The organism is Mycobacterium sp. 1164985.4 (assembly GCF_001668575.1).
Classification (GTDB): domain Bacteria; phylum Actinomycetota; class Actinomycetes; order Mycobacteriales; family Mycobacteriaceae; genus Mycobacterium.
The window spans coordinates 66,674-82,682 of sequence record NZ_LZMD01000093.1; the positions used below are offsets into that span (position 1 = coordinate 66,674).

Annotated in this window: 19 protein-coding genes; 9 read left to right on the forward strand and 10 right to left on the reverse strand. The window is 67.2% G+C overall.

All coding sequences use genetic code 11. The features are described 5' to 3' along the window. Positions 1-90: 90 nt before the first annotated feature. Positions 91-909: an enoyl-CoA hydratase gene (locus A5650_RS21765; RefSeq protein WP_067296590.1), complete on the reverse strand. Its 819-nt coding sequence runs from the start codon at positions 907-909 to the stop codon at positions 91-93. An 87-nt stretch (positions 910-996) separates the two neighbouring features. On the opposite strand from A5650_RS21765, the gene A5650_RS21770 reads away from it, so the two are divergent. From A5650_RS21770 to A5650_RS21780, 3 genes are read left to right on the forward strand one after another with little or no spacing between them, the layout of a single operon-like run. After that, complete coding sequence (locus A5650_RS21770) at positions 997-2,088, forward strand: CaiB/BaiF CoA transferase family protein (RefSeq protein WP_067296594.1); 1,092 nt, start codon at positions 997-999, stop codon at positions 2,086-2,088. Between the two features lie 18 nt (positions 2,089-2,106). Continuing rightward, entirely contained in the window at positions 2,107-2,859 is a 753-nt protein-coding gene (locus tag A5650_RS21775; RefSeq protein ID WP_067296597.1) for a 3-hydroxyacyl-CoA dehydrogenase, read from the forward strand. 5 nt (positions 2,860-2,864) lie between these two features. Next, positions 2,865-3,863: an NAD(P)H-dependent flavin oxidoreductase gene (locus A5650_RS21780; RefSeq protein WP_067296600.1), complete on the forward strand. Its 999-nt coding sequence runs from the start codon at positions 2,865-2,867 to the stop codon at positions 3,861-3,863. 113 nt (positions 3,864-3,976) lie between these two features. Here A5650_RS21780 and A5650_RS27565 read toward each other — a convergent pair whose 3' ends face one another. Both A5650_RS27565 and A5650_RS21785 read right to left on the reverse strand, forming a co-directional pair. Further along, positions 3,977-4,108: a hypothetical protein gene (locus A5650_RS27565; protein ID WP_090278021.1), complete on the reverse strand. Its 132-nt coding sequence runs from the start codon at positions 4,106-4,108 to the stop codon at positions 3,977-3,979. Positions 4,109-4,226: 118 nt separating this feature from the next. Further along, the gene (locus tag A5650_RS21785; protein ID WP_067296603.1) at positions 4,227-4,769 is read right to left on the reverse strand and encodes a DoxX family protein; all 543 of its coding nucleotides are present in this window, start codon (positions 4,767-4,769) and stop codon (positions 4,227-4,229) included. 152 nt (positions 4,770-4,921) lie between these two features. Between A5650_RS21785 and A5650_RS21790 the strand changes: the two genes are divergently transcribed. From A5650_RS21790 to A5650_RS21800, 3 genes are read left to right on the forward strand one after another with little or no spacing between them, the layout of a single operon-like run. After that, positions 4,922-7,204 carry an MMPL family transporter gene (locus A5650_RS21790; RefSeq protein WP_067296606.1) on the forward strand — a complete coding sequence of 761 codons (2,283 nt, stop codon included), beginning with the start codon at positions 4,922-4,924 and terminating at the stop codon, positions 7,202-7,204. Further along, positions 7,201-7,878, forward strand: coding sequence for a TetR/AcrR family transcriptional regulator (locus A5650_RS21795; protein WP_067296609.1), 678 nt, complete (start codon positions 7,201-7,203; stop codon positions 7,876-7,878). The genes A5650_RS21790 and A5650_RS21795 overlap by 4 nt, the downstream gene beginning before the upstream one ends. Beyond that, entirely contained in the window at positions 7,859-8,494 is a 636-nt protein-coding gene (locus tag A5650_RS21800; protein ID WP_067296612.1) for a class I SAM-dependent methyltransferase, read from the forward strand. The genes A5650_RS21795 and A5650_RS21800 overlap by 20 nt, the downstream gene beginning before the upstream one ends. Here the strand turns inward: A5650_RS21800 and A5650_RS21805 are convergent. After that, positions 8,491-9,204, reverse strand: coding sequence for an NAD-dependent deacylase (locus A5650_RS21805; RefSeq protein ID WP_067296614.1), 714 nt, complete (start codon positions 9,202-9,204; stop codon positions 8,491-8,493). The two genes, A5650_RS21800 and A5650_RS21805, sit on opposite strands and share 4 nt — an antisense overlap. 36 nt (positions 9,205-9,240) lie before the next feature. Between A5650_RS21805 and A5650_RS21810 the strand changes: the two genes are divergently transcribed. Then, a complete protein-coding gene (locus A5650_RS21810) occupies positions 9,241-9,606 on the forward strand; it encodes an Rv1152 family transcriptional regulator (protein ID WP_067296619.1) in 366 nt (121 codons plus the stop codon). Positions 9,607-9,613: 7 nt separating this feature from the next. Here A5650_RS21810 and A5650_RS21815 read toward each other — a convergent pair whose 3' ends face one another. From A5650_RS21815 to A5650_RS21825, 3 genes are read right to left on the reverse strand one after another with little or no spacing between them, the layout of a single operon-like run. After that, positions 9,614-10,420 carry a class I SAM-dependent methyltransferase gene (locus A5650_RS21815; protein ID WP_067296622.1) on the reverse strand — a complete coding sequence of 269 codons (807 nt, stop codon included), beginning with the start codon at positions 10,418-10,420 and terminating at the stop codon, positions 9,614-9,616. A gap of 59 nt (positions 10,421-10,479) precedes the next feature. Beyond that, positions 10,480-11,001: a DUF1697 domain-containing protein gene (locus A5650_RS21820; protein ID WP_067296625.1), complete on the reverse strand. Its 522-nt coding sequence runs from the start codon at positions 10,999-11,001 to the stop codon at positions 10,480-10,482. After that, on the reverse strand, positions 11,001-11,837 hold the full coding sequence (locus tag A5650_RS21825; RefSeq protein WP_231992726.1) for a class I SAM-dependent methyltransferase: 837 nt from the start codon (positions 11,835-11,837) through the stop codon (positions 11,001-11,003). The genes A5650_RS21820 and A5650_RS21825 overlap by 1 nt, the downstream gene beginning before the upstream one ends. A gap of 30 nt (positions 11,838-11,867) precedes the next feature. On the opposite strand from A5650_RS21825, the gene A5650_RS21830 reads away from it, so the two are divergent. Continuing rightward, complete coding sequence (locus tag A5650_RS21830; RefSeq protein ID WP_067296750.1) at positions 11,868-12,311, forward strand: PPOX class F420-dependent oxidoreductase; 444 nt, start codon at positions 11,868-11,870, stop codon at positions 12,309-12,311. A gap of 43 nt (positions 12,312-12,354) precedes the next feature. Next, positions 12,355-12,522, forward strand: coding sequence for a DUF5302 domain-containing protein (locus A5650_RS26980; RefSeq protein ID WP_156744256.1), 168 nt, complete (start codon positions 12,355-12,357; stop codon positions 12,520-12,522). A gap of 39 nt (positions 12,523-12,561) precedes the next feature. Here A5650_RS26980 and A5650_RS21835 read toward each other — a convergent pair whose 3' ends face one another. Genes A5650_RS21835 through A5650_RS21845 form a run of 3 tightly spaced genes read right to left on the reverse strand, consistent with a single transcriptional unit; the run spans position 12,562 to position 15,775 of the window. Beyond that, a complete protein-coding gene (locus tag A5650_RS21835; protein WP_067296629.1) occupies positions 12,562-13,761 on the reverse strand; it encodes an MFS transporter in 1,200 nt (399 codons plus the stop codon). A gap of 44 nt (positions 13,762-13,805) precedes the next feature. Beyond that, complete coding sequence (locus A5650_RS21840; RefSeq protein WP_067296633.1) at positions 13,806-15,437, reverse strand: monocarboxylic acid transporter; 1,632 nt, start codon at positions 15,435-15,437, stop codon at positions 13,806-13,808. Continuing rightward, a complete protein-coding gene (locus A5650_RS21845) occupies positions 15,434-15,775 on the reverse strand; it encodes a DUF485 domain-containing protein (RefSeq protein WP_156744268.1) in 342 nt (113 codons plus the stop codon). The genes A5650_RS21840 and A5650_RS21845 overlap by 4 nt, the downstream gene beginning before the upstream one ends. Positions 15,776-16,009 lie beyond the last annotated feature (234 nt).

Below are 16,009 nucleotides of genomic sequence, written 5' to 3' on the forward strand. Positions count from 1 at the left end.
GTCGAATTGCGTACTCACCTGTCGATGGTCGCGGAGGCGCGGCCGCCGAGTCCACCGATTTTCCGGGGGCGAGCGCTCAGCCCGAGATGCTCAGAAGTCGGAGAAGCTCGCCTTGCGGCGCTGCTGGAACGCGGTGATGCCCTCGATGAAGTCCGGCGAACTCAGCAGCGACAGCTGGCCCTCGCGTTCGCGGCCCAGCGCGGGCTCGAACTCGGTGAGCGTCGCGGCGTTGATGGCGTGCTTGGTCTTGCGCAGCGCCACCGCAGGGCCCGACTTCAGCGTGGTGAGCACCCTGTCGACCTCGGCGTCGAACTCATCGGCCGGATACACCGCCGCCGCCAGTCCCCAATCGTAAGCTTCACGCGCCGAGACCTTTTCGGCCAGCAGCGCCATCCGGGCCGCCCGGGTGCGTCCGACCGCCGCCGCCACCAGCGCCGAGGCGCCGCCGTCGGGCATCAGCCCGATCTTGGTGAACGCCAACATGAAATACGCGTTGTCCGAAGCCAATACGACGTCGCAGGCCAGAGCCAGCGATACGCCGACACCGGCCGCCGCGCCGTGCACCGCCGCGACCACAGGCTGGGGAAGATTGACGATCGCGCGGACCGCGTCGTTGGCGGCGTCGAGCACCGAGGCCGGGCCGTCGACGGTTTTCTGCGCCTGGTCGTCGCCGCTGATGCCGGCGCCCGAGCAGAACCCGCGACCCGTGCCACCGAGCCGTACCACCTTGACTCGTTGATCGGAGGCCGCGGTGTTGAGGGTGTCGGCGATACCGGCCAGCATCGCTCGATTCAGGGAGTTGAGGCTCTCCGGTCGATTCAGCGTCACCGAAAGCACGCCGTCGGCGAGCTCGACCGTCAGATCGTCGACACCGGCATACGCGGGTGCGCCCGAATCGAGGGTTGTCATGACTGCACCCTAGAACCGGACGACTTGGTTATACAAGTAAGCTATGTCGGCGATCCGGAAGCGATTGTCCAACGAAGGGCGGTAAGCATGGCGGGACCTCTGCACGGACTGCGGGTGATCGAACTCGCGAGCATCGGACCCGGCCCGCATGCGGCGATGATCCTCGGTGATCTCGGCGCGGACGTCGTCCGCATCGAACGCCCGGGCAAGCTCGGCGGGATCCCGACCAGCAAGCGCGAGGCCGCGCTGCGCAACCGTCGCTCGGTGGCCGCCGACCTCAAGAGCGACGAAGGCCGCGAGCTGGTTCTGCGCCTGGTCGCCAAGGCCGACGTGCTGATCGAGGGCCTGCGCCCCGGTGTCACCGAACGACTCGGCCTCGGCCCGGAGGACTGCGCGAAGGTCAACGAGCGGCTGATCTACGGACGCATGACCGGCTGGGGTCAGACCGGGCCGCGCCGGCTGCAGGCCGGCCACGACATCAACTACATCTCCCTCAACGGTGTGCTGCACTCGATCGGCCGGGCGGGCGAGCGACCGGTCCCTCCGCTGAACCTCACCGGTGACTTCGGCGGCGGCTCGATGTTCCTGCTCGTCGGCATCCTGTCGGCGCTGTTCGAACGCCAGACCTCAGGCAAGGGCCAGGTGGTCGACGCCGCGATGATCGACGGCTCGAGCGTGCTGGCGCAGATGATCTGGGGCTTTTTGCAGGACGGCCTGTGGACCGATCAGCGCGGGGTCAACATCCTCGACGGAGGTGCGCCGTACTACGACACCTACACCTGCGCCGACGGCCGCTACATCGCGGTGGGCTGCATCGAGCCGCAGTTCTATGCCGAGTTCCTCAAGGGCCTGGGCCTGGAGAACGCCGACCTGCCCGACCAGAACGATGCGAGCCGCTGGCCGGAGCTGCGCGCGAAGCTCAGCGAGGTCATCGTTAGCAAAGACCGCGACCACTGGGCCAAGGTGTTCGCCGAGAGCGACGCCTGCGTGACGCCGGTCCTGTCGTTCAGCGAGGTCGAATCCGAACCGCATGTCACCGAGCGCAACACCTTCTATCGCGACGGTGACCACCTGCAGCCGATGCCCGCGCCGCGGTTCTCCCGAAGCGTGCCGCCGGCACCGACACCACCCGGCCAAGCCGGCGCCGACACCGAAGCCGTCTTACGAGACTGGGCCTAGAGAAAGGAACACCCTCAAGTGGAGATCAAGGACGCCGTAGCCGTCGTCACCGGTGGCGCATCGGGCCTCGGCCTGGCAACCACCAAACGCCTGCTCGACAGGGGCGCATCCGTGGTCGTCATCGACCTCAAGGGCGAGGAAGCGGTCAAGGAACTCGGGGACCGCGCCCAGTTCGTCGAGGCCAACGTGACCGATCCGGAGCAGGTCAGCGCCGCGTTGGACGCGGCGGAGAAGATGGGCCCGCTGCGGATCAACGTCAACTGCGCGGGGATCGGCAACGCGATCAAGACGCTGAGCAAGGACGGGCCGTTCCCGCTGGACGGCTTCAAGAAGGTCATCGAGGTCAACCTGATCGGCACGTTCAACGTGCTGCGTCTGTCCGCCGAGCGGATCGCCAAGACGGAACCGATCAACGGTGAGCGCGGCGTCATCATCAACACCGCGTCCGTCGCGGCGTTCGAGGGTCAGATCGGACAGGCCGCCTACTCCGCGTCCAAGGGTGGCGTGGTCGGCATGACGCTGCCGATCGCGCGGGACCTGTCGCGCGAGTTCATCCGCGTCGTCACGATCGCGCCGGGTCTGTTCAAGACACCGCTGCTGGGTTCCCTGCCCGAAGAGGCGCAGCAGTCGCTGGGCAAGCAGGTCCCGCATCCGGCCCGCCTCGGTGATCCCGACGAGTACGGTGCGCTGGCCGTGCACATCGTCGAGAACCCGATGCTCAACGGCGAGGTGATCCGTCTGGACGGCGCGATCCGGATGGCCCCGAGGTAGACACGATGAGCATCAGGACGAAGTTCACCGAGACGTTCGGCATCGAGCATCCCATCGTGCAGGGTGGCATGCAGTGGGTCGGCCGCGCGGAACTGGTTGCGGCCGTGGCGAATTCGGGGGCGCTCGGTTTCATCACCGCGCTGACCCAGCCGACGCCTGCCGACCTGGCCAACGAGATCGCCAAGTGCCGCGAGCTGACCGACAAGCCATTCGGCGTCAACCTGACGATCCTGCCGACGATCAACCCGCCGCCCTATGACGAGTACCGGCAGGTGATCGTCGACTCCGGCATCAAGATCGTCGAGACCGCGGGCTCCAATCCGGCGCCGCACTTGCCGATGTTCCACGAGAACGGCATCAAGGTGCTGCACAAGTGCACCTCGGTGCGGCATGCGGTCAAGGCGCAGAGCCTCGGCGTCGACGGCATCAGCATCGACGGTTTCGAGTGCGCGGGTCACCCCGGCGAGGACGACATCCCGGGCCTGGTTCTGATCCCGGCAGCGGCGGCCAAGATCGACATCCCGATGATCGCCTCGGGCGGGTTCGCCGACGCGCGCGGTCTGGTGGCGGCGTTGGCGCTGGGCGCCGATGGCATCAACATGGGTTCGCGGTTCATGTGCACCGTGGAGTCGGCGATCCACCAGAACGTCAAGGAAGCGATCGTTGCCGGCACCGAGCTTGACACCGAGCTGATCTTCCGGCCGCTGCGCAACACCGCCCGGGTGGCCAGCAACGCCGTCTCGCGCGAGGTTGTCGAGATCCTCAACCGTGGTGGTCAGTTCGAGGACGTCAAGGACCTGGTCGCCGGCAAGCGCGGGGTGAAGGTCTACGAGGTCGGCGATCTCGACGCCGGCATCTGGAGCGTGGGCACCGCGATGGGCCTGATCAACGACATCCCGACCGTCGGGGACCTGGTCGCGCGGATCGTCGACGAGGCCGAGGAGATCATCAGCGGTCGGCTCAGCGACATGATCGCCGATGACGAAGAAGAGAATGTGGCTTAAAGAAGAGGATCGGAGTTAGCGGGCGGATTCGCCAAGAAGCACTATCGGGCCAGGCTCGGGCTCTGAGGCCGAACCGTCGGAGCGAACGCGCGACCCCTCGGCGCGCGTTCGGATCAGACGGCGGTGCGCAGGGGGTGCTCGTCGTCGAGCTGCTCCGAGGTGTCGCCCTCTACCAGGACATCGCCGTGGTAGAGCGCCTCGAAGTCAACCTTGATGACATCGGCACTGGTGTCGTCGATCCACATGTACTCGACAGTAAGTGTTACCTCTAAGGAATCTTTGAGTCACGATTCGGAATATCTTGGCAATTCTTACCCGTCGGTAGGGTCACGCACTACCCGCCGGTAGCTTTTTGCTGAGCGGCTAGGCTCGGGCCGTGAAGTGAATGGGGTTTGTGCCGAGCAAAGCCACCCAGGTCAGGATCGCCGCGGCGAGCGCCACGATCAGCAGGCCCACGGCGATCCGGCGTCCCCACGCCAGGCGGCCCAGCACCTTCGCGTCGAGCGAGTAGGCGCCTGCGCCGAGAAACAGCAGCGCAGCGGCCCCAATGCCGATCATGAACGGGACGTTGAACGGTTCGGACCAGAAGACGGACTCCGACACGTTGACGGCCCAGGCGTCGACCATCGCCGCGACCACCGCGCAGGCGGCCAGCGGCGTCAGCGCGCCGAAGATCAGTCCCAGACCGCCGAGCGTCTCGGCGGCAGTGACCATGAAGGCCGCCAGGGCGGGCAGGCGCCAGCCTGCGGCTTCCATGAATCCGACGGTGGCGCCGAAGTCGAAGAGTTTGATGAGCCCCGCCTGAAGAATCGCGGCACCGACGCCGATCCGCAGGATGAGCAGGCCGATGTCCGTCGCGGTGTTTCGTGTGCTGATCGCGGCCGTCGCCGCGTCCGTCGTTGTCATGCCGATAACGACTATCAGACGAGCCACAACTCATCGCGCGGATTCGCGGTGAACGCTGCAAGGCCCTGAACCGTGTCCGAAGGGGGCGTTGACGCGGTTGACTTACCGTTGTTAAGTTACCGGCGTTAGTCCGAGGAGCGAGAGGACGCGCAGTGCTGCAACGAATCGCGCAGCTGGCCATAGCGGCGCCGCGGCGCATCATCGCGATAGCCGTCCTCGTGATGGTGGCGTGCGCGGTGTTCGGGATCCCCGTCGCCAAGAACCTCTCGGCCGGCGGCTTCCAGGATCCGACGTCGGAGTCGGCGGAGGCCACCCGGCTGCTGGTGGACAAGTTCGGCCAGGGCGACATGGAGCTGATCCTGAGCGTGCACTCCGACGACGGTGCGCAGAGCCCGGCGGCGCGTGCCGTGGGCGAGGAACTCGTCGCCGAACTGCGTGCCGCGCCGTCGGTCGTTGACGTCACCTCGCTGTGGAACGCGCCGCCGACCGCCGCGCCGGCGCTGGTCAGCGAGGACGGGAAGACCGGGTTGATCGTCGCAGGCATCACCGGCGGTGAGGGCGGTGCGCAGAAGTATGCGAAGGAGCTCACCGAGCGGCTCGTACACGACCGCGACGGCGTCAGTGTGCGGGCCGGCGGCGAGGCGATGATCTACGTGCAGATCAACGGGCAGAGCGAGAAAGACCTCCTGAAGATGGAGGCAATCGCGATTCCGCTGTGCTTCCTGGCCCTGGTGTGGGTGTTCGGCGGACTGCTCGCCGCTGCGCTGCCGCTGGCCATCGGCGGCTGCGCGATCCTCGGTTCGATGGCGGTGCTGCGTGCGGTCACCTACGTCACGGACGTCTCGATCTTCGCGCTCAACCTCTCGGTGGCCATGGGGCTGGCGCTGGCCATCGACTACACGTTGCTGATCATCAGCAGGTACCGCGACGAGATCGCCGACGGTGCCGACCGCGAGACCGCGCTGGTGCGCACCATGGCCACCGCGGGACGAACGGTGTTGTTCTCGGCGCTGACGGTCGCGCTGTCGATGGTCGCGATGGTGTTGTTTCCGATGTACTTCCTGAAGTCGTTCGCATACGCGGGGATCGCGGTGGTGACGTTCGCCGCCGTCGCCGCGATAGTCGTGGCGCCCGCGGCGATCGTGCTGCTCGGCGAGCGGCTCGACGCGTTTGATGTGCGTCGCCTCGGCCGCCGCCTGTTCGGCAGGCCGGAGCCGGTGGGCAAGCCCGTGGAGCAGACGTTCTGGTACCGGTGCACGAAAGTTGTGATGCGCCGGTCGATTCCGATCGCGTTGGTGATCGTCACGCTGCTGCTGGTGCTCGGCGCGCCGTTCCTCAACGCGCGGTGGGGCTTTCCCGACGAGCGCGTGCTGCCGCAGTCCGCCTCGGCGCGGCAGGTCGGCGACGATCTGCGCGCCAACTTCGCCGTCGACTCGGCCCGCAATGTCGCGGTCGTCATACCGGACACCCAGGGCGTCACGCCCGCGATGGTTGATCGCTACGCCGCCGAACTCTCTCGTGTCGCCGACGTGTCCTCGGTCTCGGCACCCGGGGGCACCTTCGTCGACGGCACACCGGTCGGCCCGCCGTCGGCGGCGACGGGCCTCAAGGACGGCAGTGCTTTCCTCACGGTGGCCAGCACCGCGCCTCTGTTCAGCGATGCCTCCGAGGCGCAGCTCGACCGGCTGCAGGCCGTCGGCACGCCCGGCGATGTTCCGGTGCTGCTGACCGGCACCGCGCAGGTGAACCGCGACAGCGCCTCGGCGATCACCACGCGCCTGCCGCTGGTGCTCGGGGTGATCGGGGTCATCACGTTCGTGTTGCTGTTCCTGCTGACCGGAAGCGTCGTGCTGCCGTTGAAGGCGTTGGTGCTCAACGTCTTATCCCTGACCGCTGCGTTCGGCGCGTTGGTGTGGATCTTCCAGGAGGGTCACCTCGGCGCGCTGGGAACCACGCCCACGGGCACCCTGGTGGCGAACATGCCCGTGTTGTTGTTCTGCATTGCGTTCGGGTTGTCGATGGACTACGAGGTCTTCCTGGTTTCGCGGATCCGCGAGTATTGGCTGCAACTGGGCGACGACGGAACGCTTTCGGCCCGTGAGCGCAACGACGAGAGCGTCGCGCTCGGACTGGCGAAGACCGGCCGCGTCGTGACGGCGGCGGCGCTGTTGATGTCGATCTCGTTCGCGGCACTGATCGCGGCCGAGGTCGCGTTCATGCGGATGTTCGGTGTCGGGTTGACGCTTGCGATCCTCGCCGACGCGACGCTGGTACGGATGGGTCTGGTGCCGGCGTTCATGCATCTGCTCGGGCGGTGGAACTGGTGGGCGCCCAAACCGTTGGCGAAACTGCACGACCGAATCGGTTTGCGCGAGTCGGGCGAACCCGCGCCCGCAACCGCCGGGAGTCCGACCGAACCGGCGGGGACGCGATGAAACGGCGGCGCGCGCCGCGTGGATCCGGTGAGCAGCTGCGCGAGGAGATCCTCGACGCGACAACCGACCTGCTGCTCGAGGCCGGCACCGCGAAAGAGGTCTCGATCCGGTCGGTGGCGCAGCGGGTGGGCGTGACCCCGCCGTCGATCTATCTGCACTTCGCCGATAAGGACGCTCTACTTGACGCGGTGTGCGCGCGGTACTTCGAGAAGCTCGACGAGGAGATGCAGTCCCTGGCGGCCGGGCAGCCGTCGACGATCGAGGTGCTGCGTGCCCAGGGACTGGCGTACGTCCGGTTCGCGATGAAAACCCCCGAGCTGTACCGCATTGCGACGATGGGGGAGACCCGGCCGGGAAGCGATGTGGACGTGGCGTTGAACAGCTCGGCGTTCGTGCATCTGCGCGCCGCGGTCGAGGGCCTGATCGAGGAGGGAATCTATGCGCCGGGTGATCCGACGGCGATGGCGCTGGAGTTGATGACCGTCGCGCACGGGGTGGCCGCGATGCTCATCTCGAAGCCGTACCTACCGTGGGGTGATGTCGAGGAGTTCGCCGACCGGGTGCTGGCGGCTGTGTGCTTCGGTCAGATCGCCCGAGGCGCCGTCGACCTCGACAGGCCAGCGGAAGCCGTCGCACAGCTGAAAGGGGCGCTACATGTCGGACACGGTCGATAACCCGTTCTTCGCGCGGTTGTGGACGGTGATGTCCACCCACGAAACCGACGCCATCCGGCAACTCCGGCGAGAGAATCTCGCGGGGCTGTCCGGTCGGGTGCTGGAAGTCGGCGCGGGAACCGGGACGAACTTCGAGTTCTACCCCGACGCCGTGACCGAGGTGGTGGCCGTCGAGCCCGAGCGCCGTCTGGCCGAACATGCCCAGCGGGCCGCTGCCGCTGCGCCAGTGCCCGTCACCGTCACCAGTGACACCGTGGAACGGTTCATGGCTTCCGGCAACGAACCGTTCGACGCCGTCGTCTGCTCGCTCGTGCTGTGCTCGATCGAGGACCCGGAGACCGTTCTGCGGCAACTCCATTCGCTGATGCGGCCGGGCGGTGAACTTCGCTACCTCGAGCACATCGCCAGCGCAGACGGCCGCGGGCGGCTGCAGCGGATCGCCGACGCGACGGTGTGGCCGCGGTTGTTCGGCAACTGCCACACGCACCGCCACACCGAGCAGAGCATCGTGAGCGCGGGGTTCGACGTCGCAGGGTCGCGGCGGGAGTGGACGATGCCGCGGTGGCTGCCGCTGCCCGTATCCGAATTCGCGATCGGCCGCGCGGTCAAGCTCTAGCCGAGCAGGGCCGGAAGCCGCTGCAGCAGGTTCGGCAGTGCATTCGCCGCCGTCTCTCGCACGGAGGCCGTCGCGGAGTCCGACAGCGGTGTGGGTTCCGGATTGACCTCGATGACCGGGATGCCGTTGGCGAGTGCGATCTCGGGCAGGCCCGCCGCGGGATAGACGATCGACGAGGTGCCGACGACGATCACCAGGTCGGCGCCGCTGACCGCCTCGACGGACCGCTGCCAGGCGTCCTCCGGCAGCGCCTCGCCGAACCAGACCACATTGGGCCTGATGAGCCCGCCGCATACGCACCGCGGCGGGTCGACGGTCTCCACCGGTTCCGGCATGGCCGGCAGCTCGCCGGAGTACGTCCCCTGACAGTGGTCGCAGCGGAACTCGAACAGGCTTCCGTGTACGTGGTAGACCTTCTTGCTGCCCGCGCGCTCATGCAGGTCGTCGACGTTCTGGGTGACGACGTGCACGTCGGCGTAGTCCTGCCAGGCGGCCACCGCCAGGTGCCCGTTGTTCGGTTGCACCCCGCTCATCATGTAGTGGCGCCACAGATACCACGCCCACACCTTTTCGGGGTGGGCTCGCCACCCCTCCGAACTGGAGATTTCGTAGGGGTCGACCTTCGCCCACAGTCCGGTTTCGGCGTCGCGGAAGGTCGGCACCCCGCTCTCGGCCGAGATGCCCGCACCGCTGAAGACCGTTAGCTGCACATGACCAAACTAGCCCGTGTGGGCAATACTGGGCACGTGGCCAACTTGGGGGATTGGGTACGCATCGACCAGCGCTCTTCCGGCGCCCTGTTCGACCAGCTCAGAACGCAGATCATCGATGGCGTGCGCGACGGCAGGCTGCCGCCGGGCACCCGGCTGCCGACAGTGCGCGAGCTGGCGGGTCAGCTCGGTCTCGCGGTGAACACCGTGGCCCGTGCCTATCGCGAGTTGGAGTCGGCGGGAATTCTCGAAACCCGCGGCCGCTTCGGCACATTCGTCGCCCATAAGGATCCGGCCGACGCCGCGATGGCCACAGCGGCCAACACGTTCGTGTCGGCGGCCAAGTCGCTTGGAGTGGGCAAAGACGAGGCTCTGCGGTATGTGGAGACGGCGTTCGGATAGCGGATGCTCAACCGAATTCGAGGACGGTGAAGACCGGTCGCACGGAGTCGAGCCACGGGAGCCGCTGAGCGCTCCAGATCAGCGCGTTGAGCACCGTGCCCTGTCCCGGCGGCAACGCCACGTCGTGCACCGCGCGGATCCCGGGGATGTCGTTGACGAGGTCGGCGACCTGTGACGGTGTCATGTGGAACGGCATCGGCGGAACGCGGTACCCCAGCGATGGCCGCAACAGGCCGCTGCTGATCGCGCGGGCGAACCAGGCCGGCGGCAGTTCGAACATCATCTGGCCGCCGGGGAAGCGGGCCGCGCACTCACGGATCAGGCCGAGCGCCTCCTCCGGCTGCAGGTACATCAGCAGCCCTTCGGCGGTGATGAACACGCCGTGCTCGGTGTCGACGTGGTCCATCCAGCTGTAGTCCAGCGCCGACAGGGCCAGCATGCGCACGCGATCCGACGGCGGCAGCAAGCGGCGGCGCAGCTCGATGACGGGTGGCAGATCGACGGTGAGCCAACGAAATTCGTGCCCCACCTCGCCGGTGTCGAGCCGGTAGAAGCTGGTCTGGAGGCCCTCGGCGAGCGCCACGACCGTGGCGCGAGGGTGATCGGCGAGGTAGCGCCGTGTCTCGCGGTCGAAGCCCCGAGCGCGCACCGCCATGTCCTGACGGCGGGACGGCCCGAACTTCGCGAAGTCGAAGTCGATGGAGTCGACGAGCTGAATCGCCATCGGGTCATCGATCAGTCCGTCCGGGCGGGCGGCCTCCGTCGCTCGCACCTTCAACGTCATCAACGCTGTCTCGGAGACACCGGTCAGCATGGTCGCGTCGGCCCTGGCGGACGGGGCATTCGGTTTGGAACTCACGAGCTCGAATCTACCTAGCGCAGGACCTTGTCCAGCGTTCTCAGGTTTCTGGTGGTAGTCGAAGACTTGTAGCGCTTCTTACCCATCGTCTTGCCGATGGTGGTGTCCAGCGTCGCGGTCTTGGGCACCTGCCAGTAGATGACCCCGTCACCGCGCTCGATCTTCTCCTGAGGAGGGGCGTCCTTCGCCAGGTCGGCGAGTTCGTCGAGCACCTGTTCGTCGGTCACGAACGTGACATAGGAGTGGTGGTCGGGCACCTCGCGCTCGAACGGATAGGCGCGCGAGATGGCCGCCACCGTGTCGATCGGATAGGCCAGCACCCAGGCGTCGTAACCGAAGGAGTCGCGCAGCGCCTTCTCGGCCTTCTTCCGCACCGCGTCGACGCCTGAACCACTGTCGAAGAGCACGTTGCCGCTGGCGAGAATGGTTCGCACCGAACGAAATCCGGCGTCTTCGAGAGCCTTCGCGACGTCGGCCATCTTGAGGTTGACGCCGCCGACGTTGACGCCGCGCAGGAAGGCGGCATAGCGCGTCATCAGCCGAACTCCAGCAGAGTGTGGCTGGGCCGGCCGTGGCGCAGGAAGCCGATGCGGTCCCACGCATCCGATGCCAGCACCTTATAAGCGCCCCGCCCAGGCGGCAGGGGGACATCGTGGGCCGCGTGCACACCCGGGATGCACCCGGCAAGTTTCACGGCCTCGTCCGGGCTGAGCCCGAAGGGCATGGGCGGGGTGACGTAGCGATCGGAGAGTTTGAGCTTGCCGCGCACGGTGCGCCGGCTGAACCAGGGCGGGACGGAGTCGAACATCAACCGCCCGCCGGGGAAGCGCGCCGCGCAGTCGCGGATCAGGCCCAGCGCGACATCGGGATCGAGATACATCAGCAGCCCCTCGGTGGTGATGAAGACGCCGTTCGACGCGTCAACGCGGTCCATCCAGCTGAGGTCCAACGCCGATTGTGCCAGCGCAACGATCCGATCCTCGTATGGCAACAGCTGCTCGCGCAAGGCGATGACGGGCGGCAGATCGACGGAGTACCACGTCAATTCGTCGGTGACGCCGTGTCGCTGCAGTCGCCAGAAACTGGTCTGCAAGCCTTCGGCGAGTGCGACCACTGATGCCTTCGGATGCTCGGTCAGGTACTCCCGTGTGGCGGTGTCGAAAGCGAGGGCGCGCAGCGCATGTGCCTGTTTGGGTTTGCCGAACTTGCCGTAGTCGTAGTCGATCGTGTCCAGCAGCGTGACGGCCCACGGGTCGCGGATGACGCCGTCGGATCGCTTGGCCTCGGTTGCGCGGTAGTACAGCGTCCACAGTGCGGTCGCCGATACGCCCTCGAGAACGCTGCCGTCGATTCGCGATGCCGGACCGGTCACATCTCGATGGTAGAGACGTAGGCTCTTGGCATGGGACGCCATGTGTTCGACGATAAGCTTCTCGCACTGATCGGCGGAAACTCGCTGGGCGTCCTGGCGACCCTGAAGCGCGACGGGCGCCCGCAACTGTCGAACGTGTCGTACTACTTCGACCCGCGCGCGCTGACCATCCAGGTGTCGATCACCGAACCGCGGGCGAAGACCCGCAACCTGCGGCGTGACCCGCGCGCGTCGCTTCACGTCAGCTCGGACGACGGCTGGTCCTATGCCGTCGCCGAGGGGGACGCGATCCTCACGCCGCCTGCCGCGAGGCGCGATGACGACACCGTGGAGGCGCTGATCGCGTTGTACCGCAACATCGCCGGTGAGCATCCCGACTGGGACGACTACCGGCGCGCGATGGTCGACGACCGCCGGGTGCTGATGACGTTGCCGATCAGCCACGTTTACGGCATGCCGCCCGGCAAGCGCTGAAAAGCAGGCGACGGCCGGCGGATCGAGGGGCTAGGCTCCGGTCATGGCTGAAGAACCGGAAGACGACACCAAGCGCAAGTTCCGGGAAGCGCTGGAGCGCAAGAAGGCCAAGGCGGCCGGCGGCGGCGATCATAAGGACGGCGGAGCCAAGCAACCTCGGGTGCACGGCCCGGTCGAGCATCGCCGGGAGTTCCGGCGCAAGAGCGGCTGACCCGCCGGACGACGATCAAGCGGCGAGGAGTTCGGCCGGCTAACCCGAGCGCGCTTCGCGCAGCAAGATCGCCGCGAGGCAGATTCCCGCGAGCACGGCCACTGCCACCGCGAAACTCACACCCGCCGTGCGTAATCCCCACTGCTGGGCGGCCAGGCCTTCGCCGACGACGGGCACCGAGATCGCCACGTAACCGATGACGAAGAACGTGGAGTTGACCTCCGCGCGCCGGTCGGCCGGGCTGCGTTCGGAGATCGCCGCCAAGCCACGGCTGAAGCTCATGCCCTGCCCGATGCCCGACACGACGGCGGCCGCGATCAGCCCGATCAGCGACGACAGTTGCAGTGCCACAGCCAGAGTCGCCATGCCGACCACGAGGACTCCGCAGCCGACCGCCAACGCCCGCTGCGGCGCCATGGTGTTGGTGACGATCTGCGTCAGGGCGGAGGCGGCGAAGATCGAGCCGGCGATCAGGCCGGCGACCGCCTGGTTGTCGATGCCGACGACTTCGGTCACGAAAGAGGGCGCAACGGCGGCGAACAGACCCGTCACCGCGAACCCGGCGAATCCGGCGATCGCGGCGAGGACGAACACCGAACGCACCTCGGGCGGCACCGAAAGCCGCTGCAGGGCGATCCGTCCCGACCGCGGCGACGTCTCCGGTACCACCAGCACCGCCACGCCCGCGAGCGCCGCCAGGACGATGTGCACGATGAAGCTCAGGTGCAGCGGATGCGGCGCGTATTCGACGAGCACACCGGCCATCATCGGGCCGGCGCCGAGTCCGCCGATGTTGGCGACGGTTGCGACCGCGGCCGCCCGCGTGCGCCACCGCGGCGGCGCGGCCTCGACGACCGCCGCGGTGGCCGTCCCGGTGAAGACCCCCGCCGACAGTCCGGAGAACACGCGGCCGACGAGCAGCAGGGGCACCGAATCCGCGGCGAGGAACACCCCGGCACTGATCAACGCGGCGACCACACCGCCGAGCAGCACCGGCCGCCTCCCGATCGCGTCCGACCACCGGCCGAACGCCAGCAGCGCGAACAGCACGCCGCCCGCGTAGGCCGCGTGCACGACGGTGGTGGTCAGCACAGAGAAGTGCATCTGCTCGCCGTAGAGCGCGTACATCGGCGTCGGCATCGTGGTGCCGAGCATGATCGCGGCGAACGCGTACGCCAGGAGGCCGAAGGCCAGGCGTTGCGCGGTCACGGTGGGACCCGCGGGGGCGGCGTCGAGCATGTCTGTTGATAACCACCCCTGCGGGCGCCCTAATCCCCGTCAGGTCAGTGTGTGACCGCTTTCTCCGCGCCGATGCCGGTCAGCGAGCGCACCTCGAACTCGGCGTTGATCTCCGGGTCCCCCCGGTCGGATGAGCTCAGCGTGCCGATCGCGCCGAGCAGGAACGCCAGCGGGATCGACACGATGCCGGGGTTGGCCAGGGAGAACCACGCGAAATCGACACTGGACAGCATCGCGGTCTTCGACCCTGACACGGCGGGGGAGAAGATGATCAGCACGATTGTCGAGATCAAGCCGCCGTACATGCTCCACAACGCCCCGCGCGTATTGAAGCGCGGCCAGTAGAGCGAATACAGGATAGTCGGCAGGTTGGCCGCGGCCGCCACCGCGAACGCGAGAGCGACCAGAAACGCGATGTTCTGCTCTGCCGCCAGGATTCCGAGACCGATCGCGAAGACTCCCAGCACCACGACCGTGATCCGCGAGACCCGGACCTGTTCGTCCTCGCTGACCCCGTGGCTCTTCATCACGCTGGCGTAGATGTCGTGTGCGAAGGACGTCGCCGCGGTGATGGTCAGGCCGGCGACCACCGCGAGGATGGTCGCGAACGCGACCGCCGAGATGATGCCGAGCAGGATGACCCCGCCGAGCTGGAACGCCAGCAGCGGCGCGGCCGAGTTCTGGCCGCCGGGAGCGGCCAGGATGGTGTCGGGTCCGACGAGCGCGGCGGCGCCGTATCCGAGTGCGAGGGTGAACAGATAGAACGCGCCGATGAGCGCGATCGCCCAGACCACCGAACGGCGTGCCTCCTTGGCGGTCGGCACGGTGTAGAACCGCATCAATACGTGCGGCAGACCCGCGGTGCCGAGCACCAGCGCCAGGGCCAGCGAGATGAAGTTGATCTGCGATGTCAGCGAGGCGCCGTACTGGGCGCCGGGCGCCAGAACGTCGCGGGCGGCGACGGCCTCGTTCGACGAGCCGGACACCGCCGACTGTGCGGCGCCGAGGATCTCGGAGAAGTTGGCGCCGAACTTGGCGAGCACCCACACCGTCATCAGCGCCGCACCGCCGATCAGCAACACGGCCTTGATGATCTGCACCCACGTGGTGCCTTTCATGCCGCCGATCAGCACGTAGACGATCATCAGTACGCCGACGACGGCGATGACGAAGGCCTGGCCGAGGTCGCTGTTGACATTGAGCAGCAGTGCGACGAGTCCGCCGGCGCCGGCCATCTGTGCCAGTAGGTAGAACAGGCAGACGGCCAGTGTCGTCGTGGCCGCGGCAAGTCGTACCGGGCGCTGTCGCAGGCGGAAGCTCAACACGTCGGCCATCGTGAATTTGCCTGCGTTGCGCAGCAATTCGGCGACCAGCAGCAGCGCGACCAACCAGGCCACCAGGAAGCCGATGGAGTAGAGGAAGCCGTCGTAGCCGTAGACCGCGATGGCGCCGGCGATGCCGAGGAAGCTGGCGGCCGACAGATAGTCACCAGAGATCGCGATGCCGTTCTGCGGACCGGTGAACGACCGCCCGGCGGTGAAGAACTCAGCGGCGGTCGCGTTGCGCTTGCTCGCACGGATCACGATGTAGAGCGTCACCGCGACGAACAGCGCGAAGATGCCGATGTTGGCGACGGGACTGCCGACGGCTGAGTCGGCGGCCAGCAGGGTGCTCATGCGGCGCCACCCTCCAGCTTGGTGCGGATGGCCTCGGCCCGCGGGTCCAGCTCCCGGTTGGCGAAGCGCACGTAGATCCCGGTGATGAGGAAGGTGGAGACGAACTGCCCGATGCCGATCAGCAGGCCGACGTTGATGTCGCCCCACACCTTGGTCGCCATGAAGTCGTGGGCGAAGGCGCCCAGGACCACGTACACCGAATACCAGACGAGGAACAGTGCGCTCATCGGAAAGACGAAGCGCCGCAACCTACTCCGTAACTCCTGGAATTCGGGGCTGGCCTGTACGGCGCGATATTCCTCGCCGGTGATCGGGGTGTCCAAGGACGAGCGTTGGATTTCGGGCACGGGCGACTCCTCATCCTCGATATCGGCGAGCGCAACGGCTTCCGCCGGTTGTCAAGACTCTCGTCCACGGATAGCGGCGGGTTCATCCGACACGCCGCAGGAGACAGCAACGACTCCGCGGCATGGCCGAGAAAGGCTGTTGACAGAAATCGGCCTGTTCTGTGCAAGACAGCACCGGGGGCCATGCTCGGCGCCGGAAGCGCGAGCACGATCAATCGGCGTTAT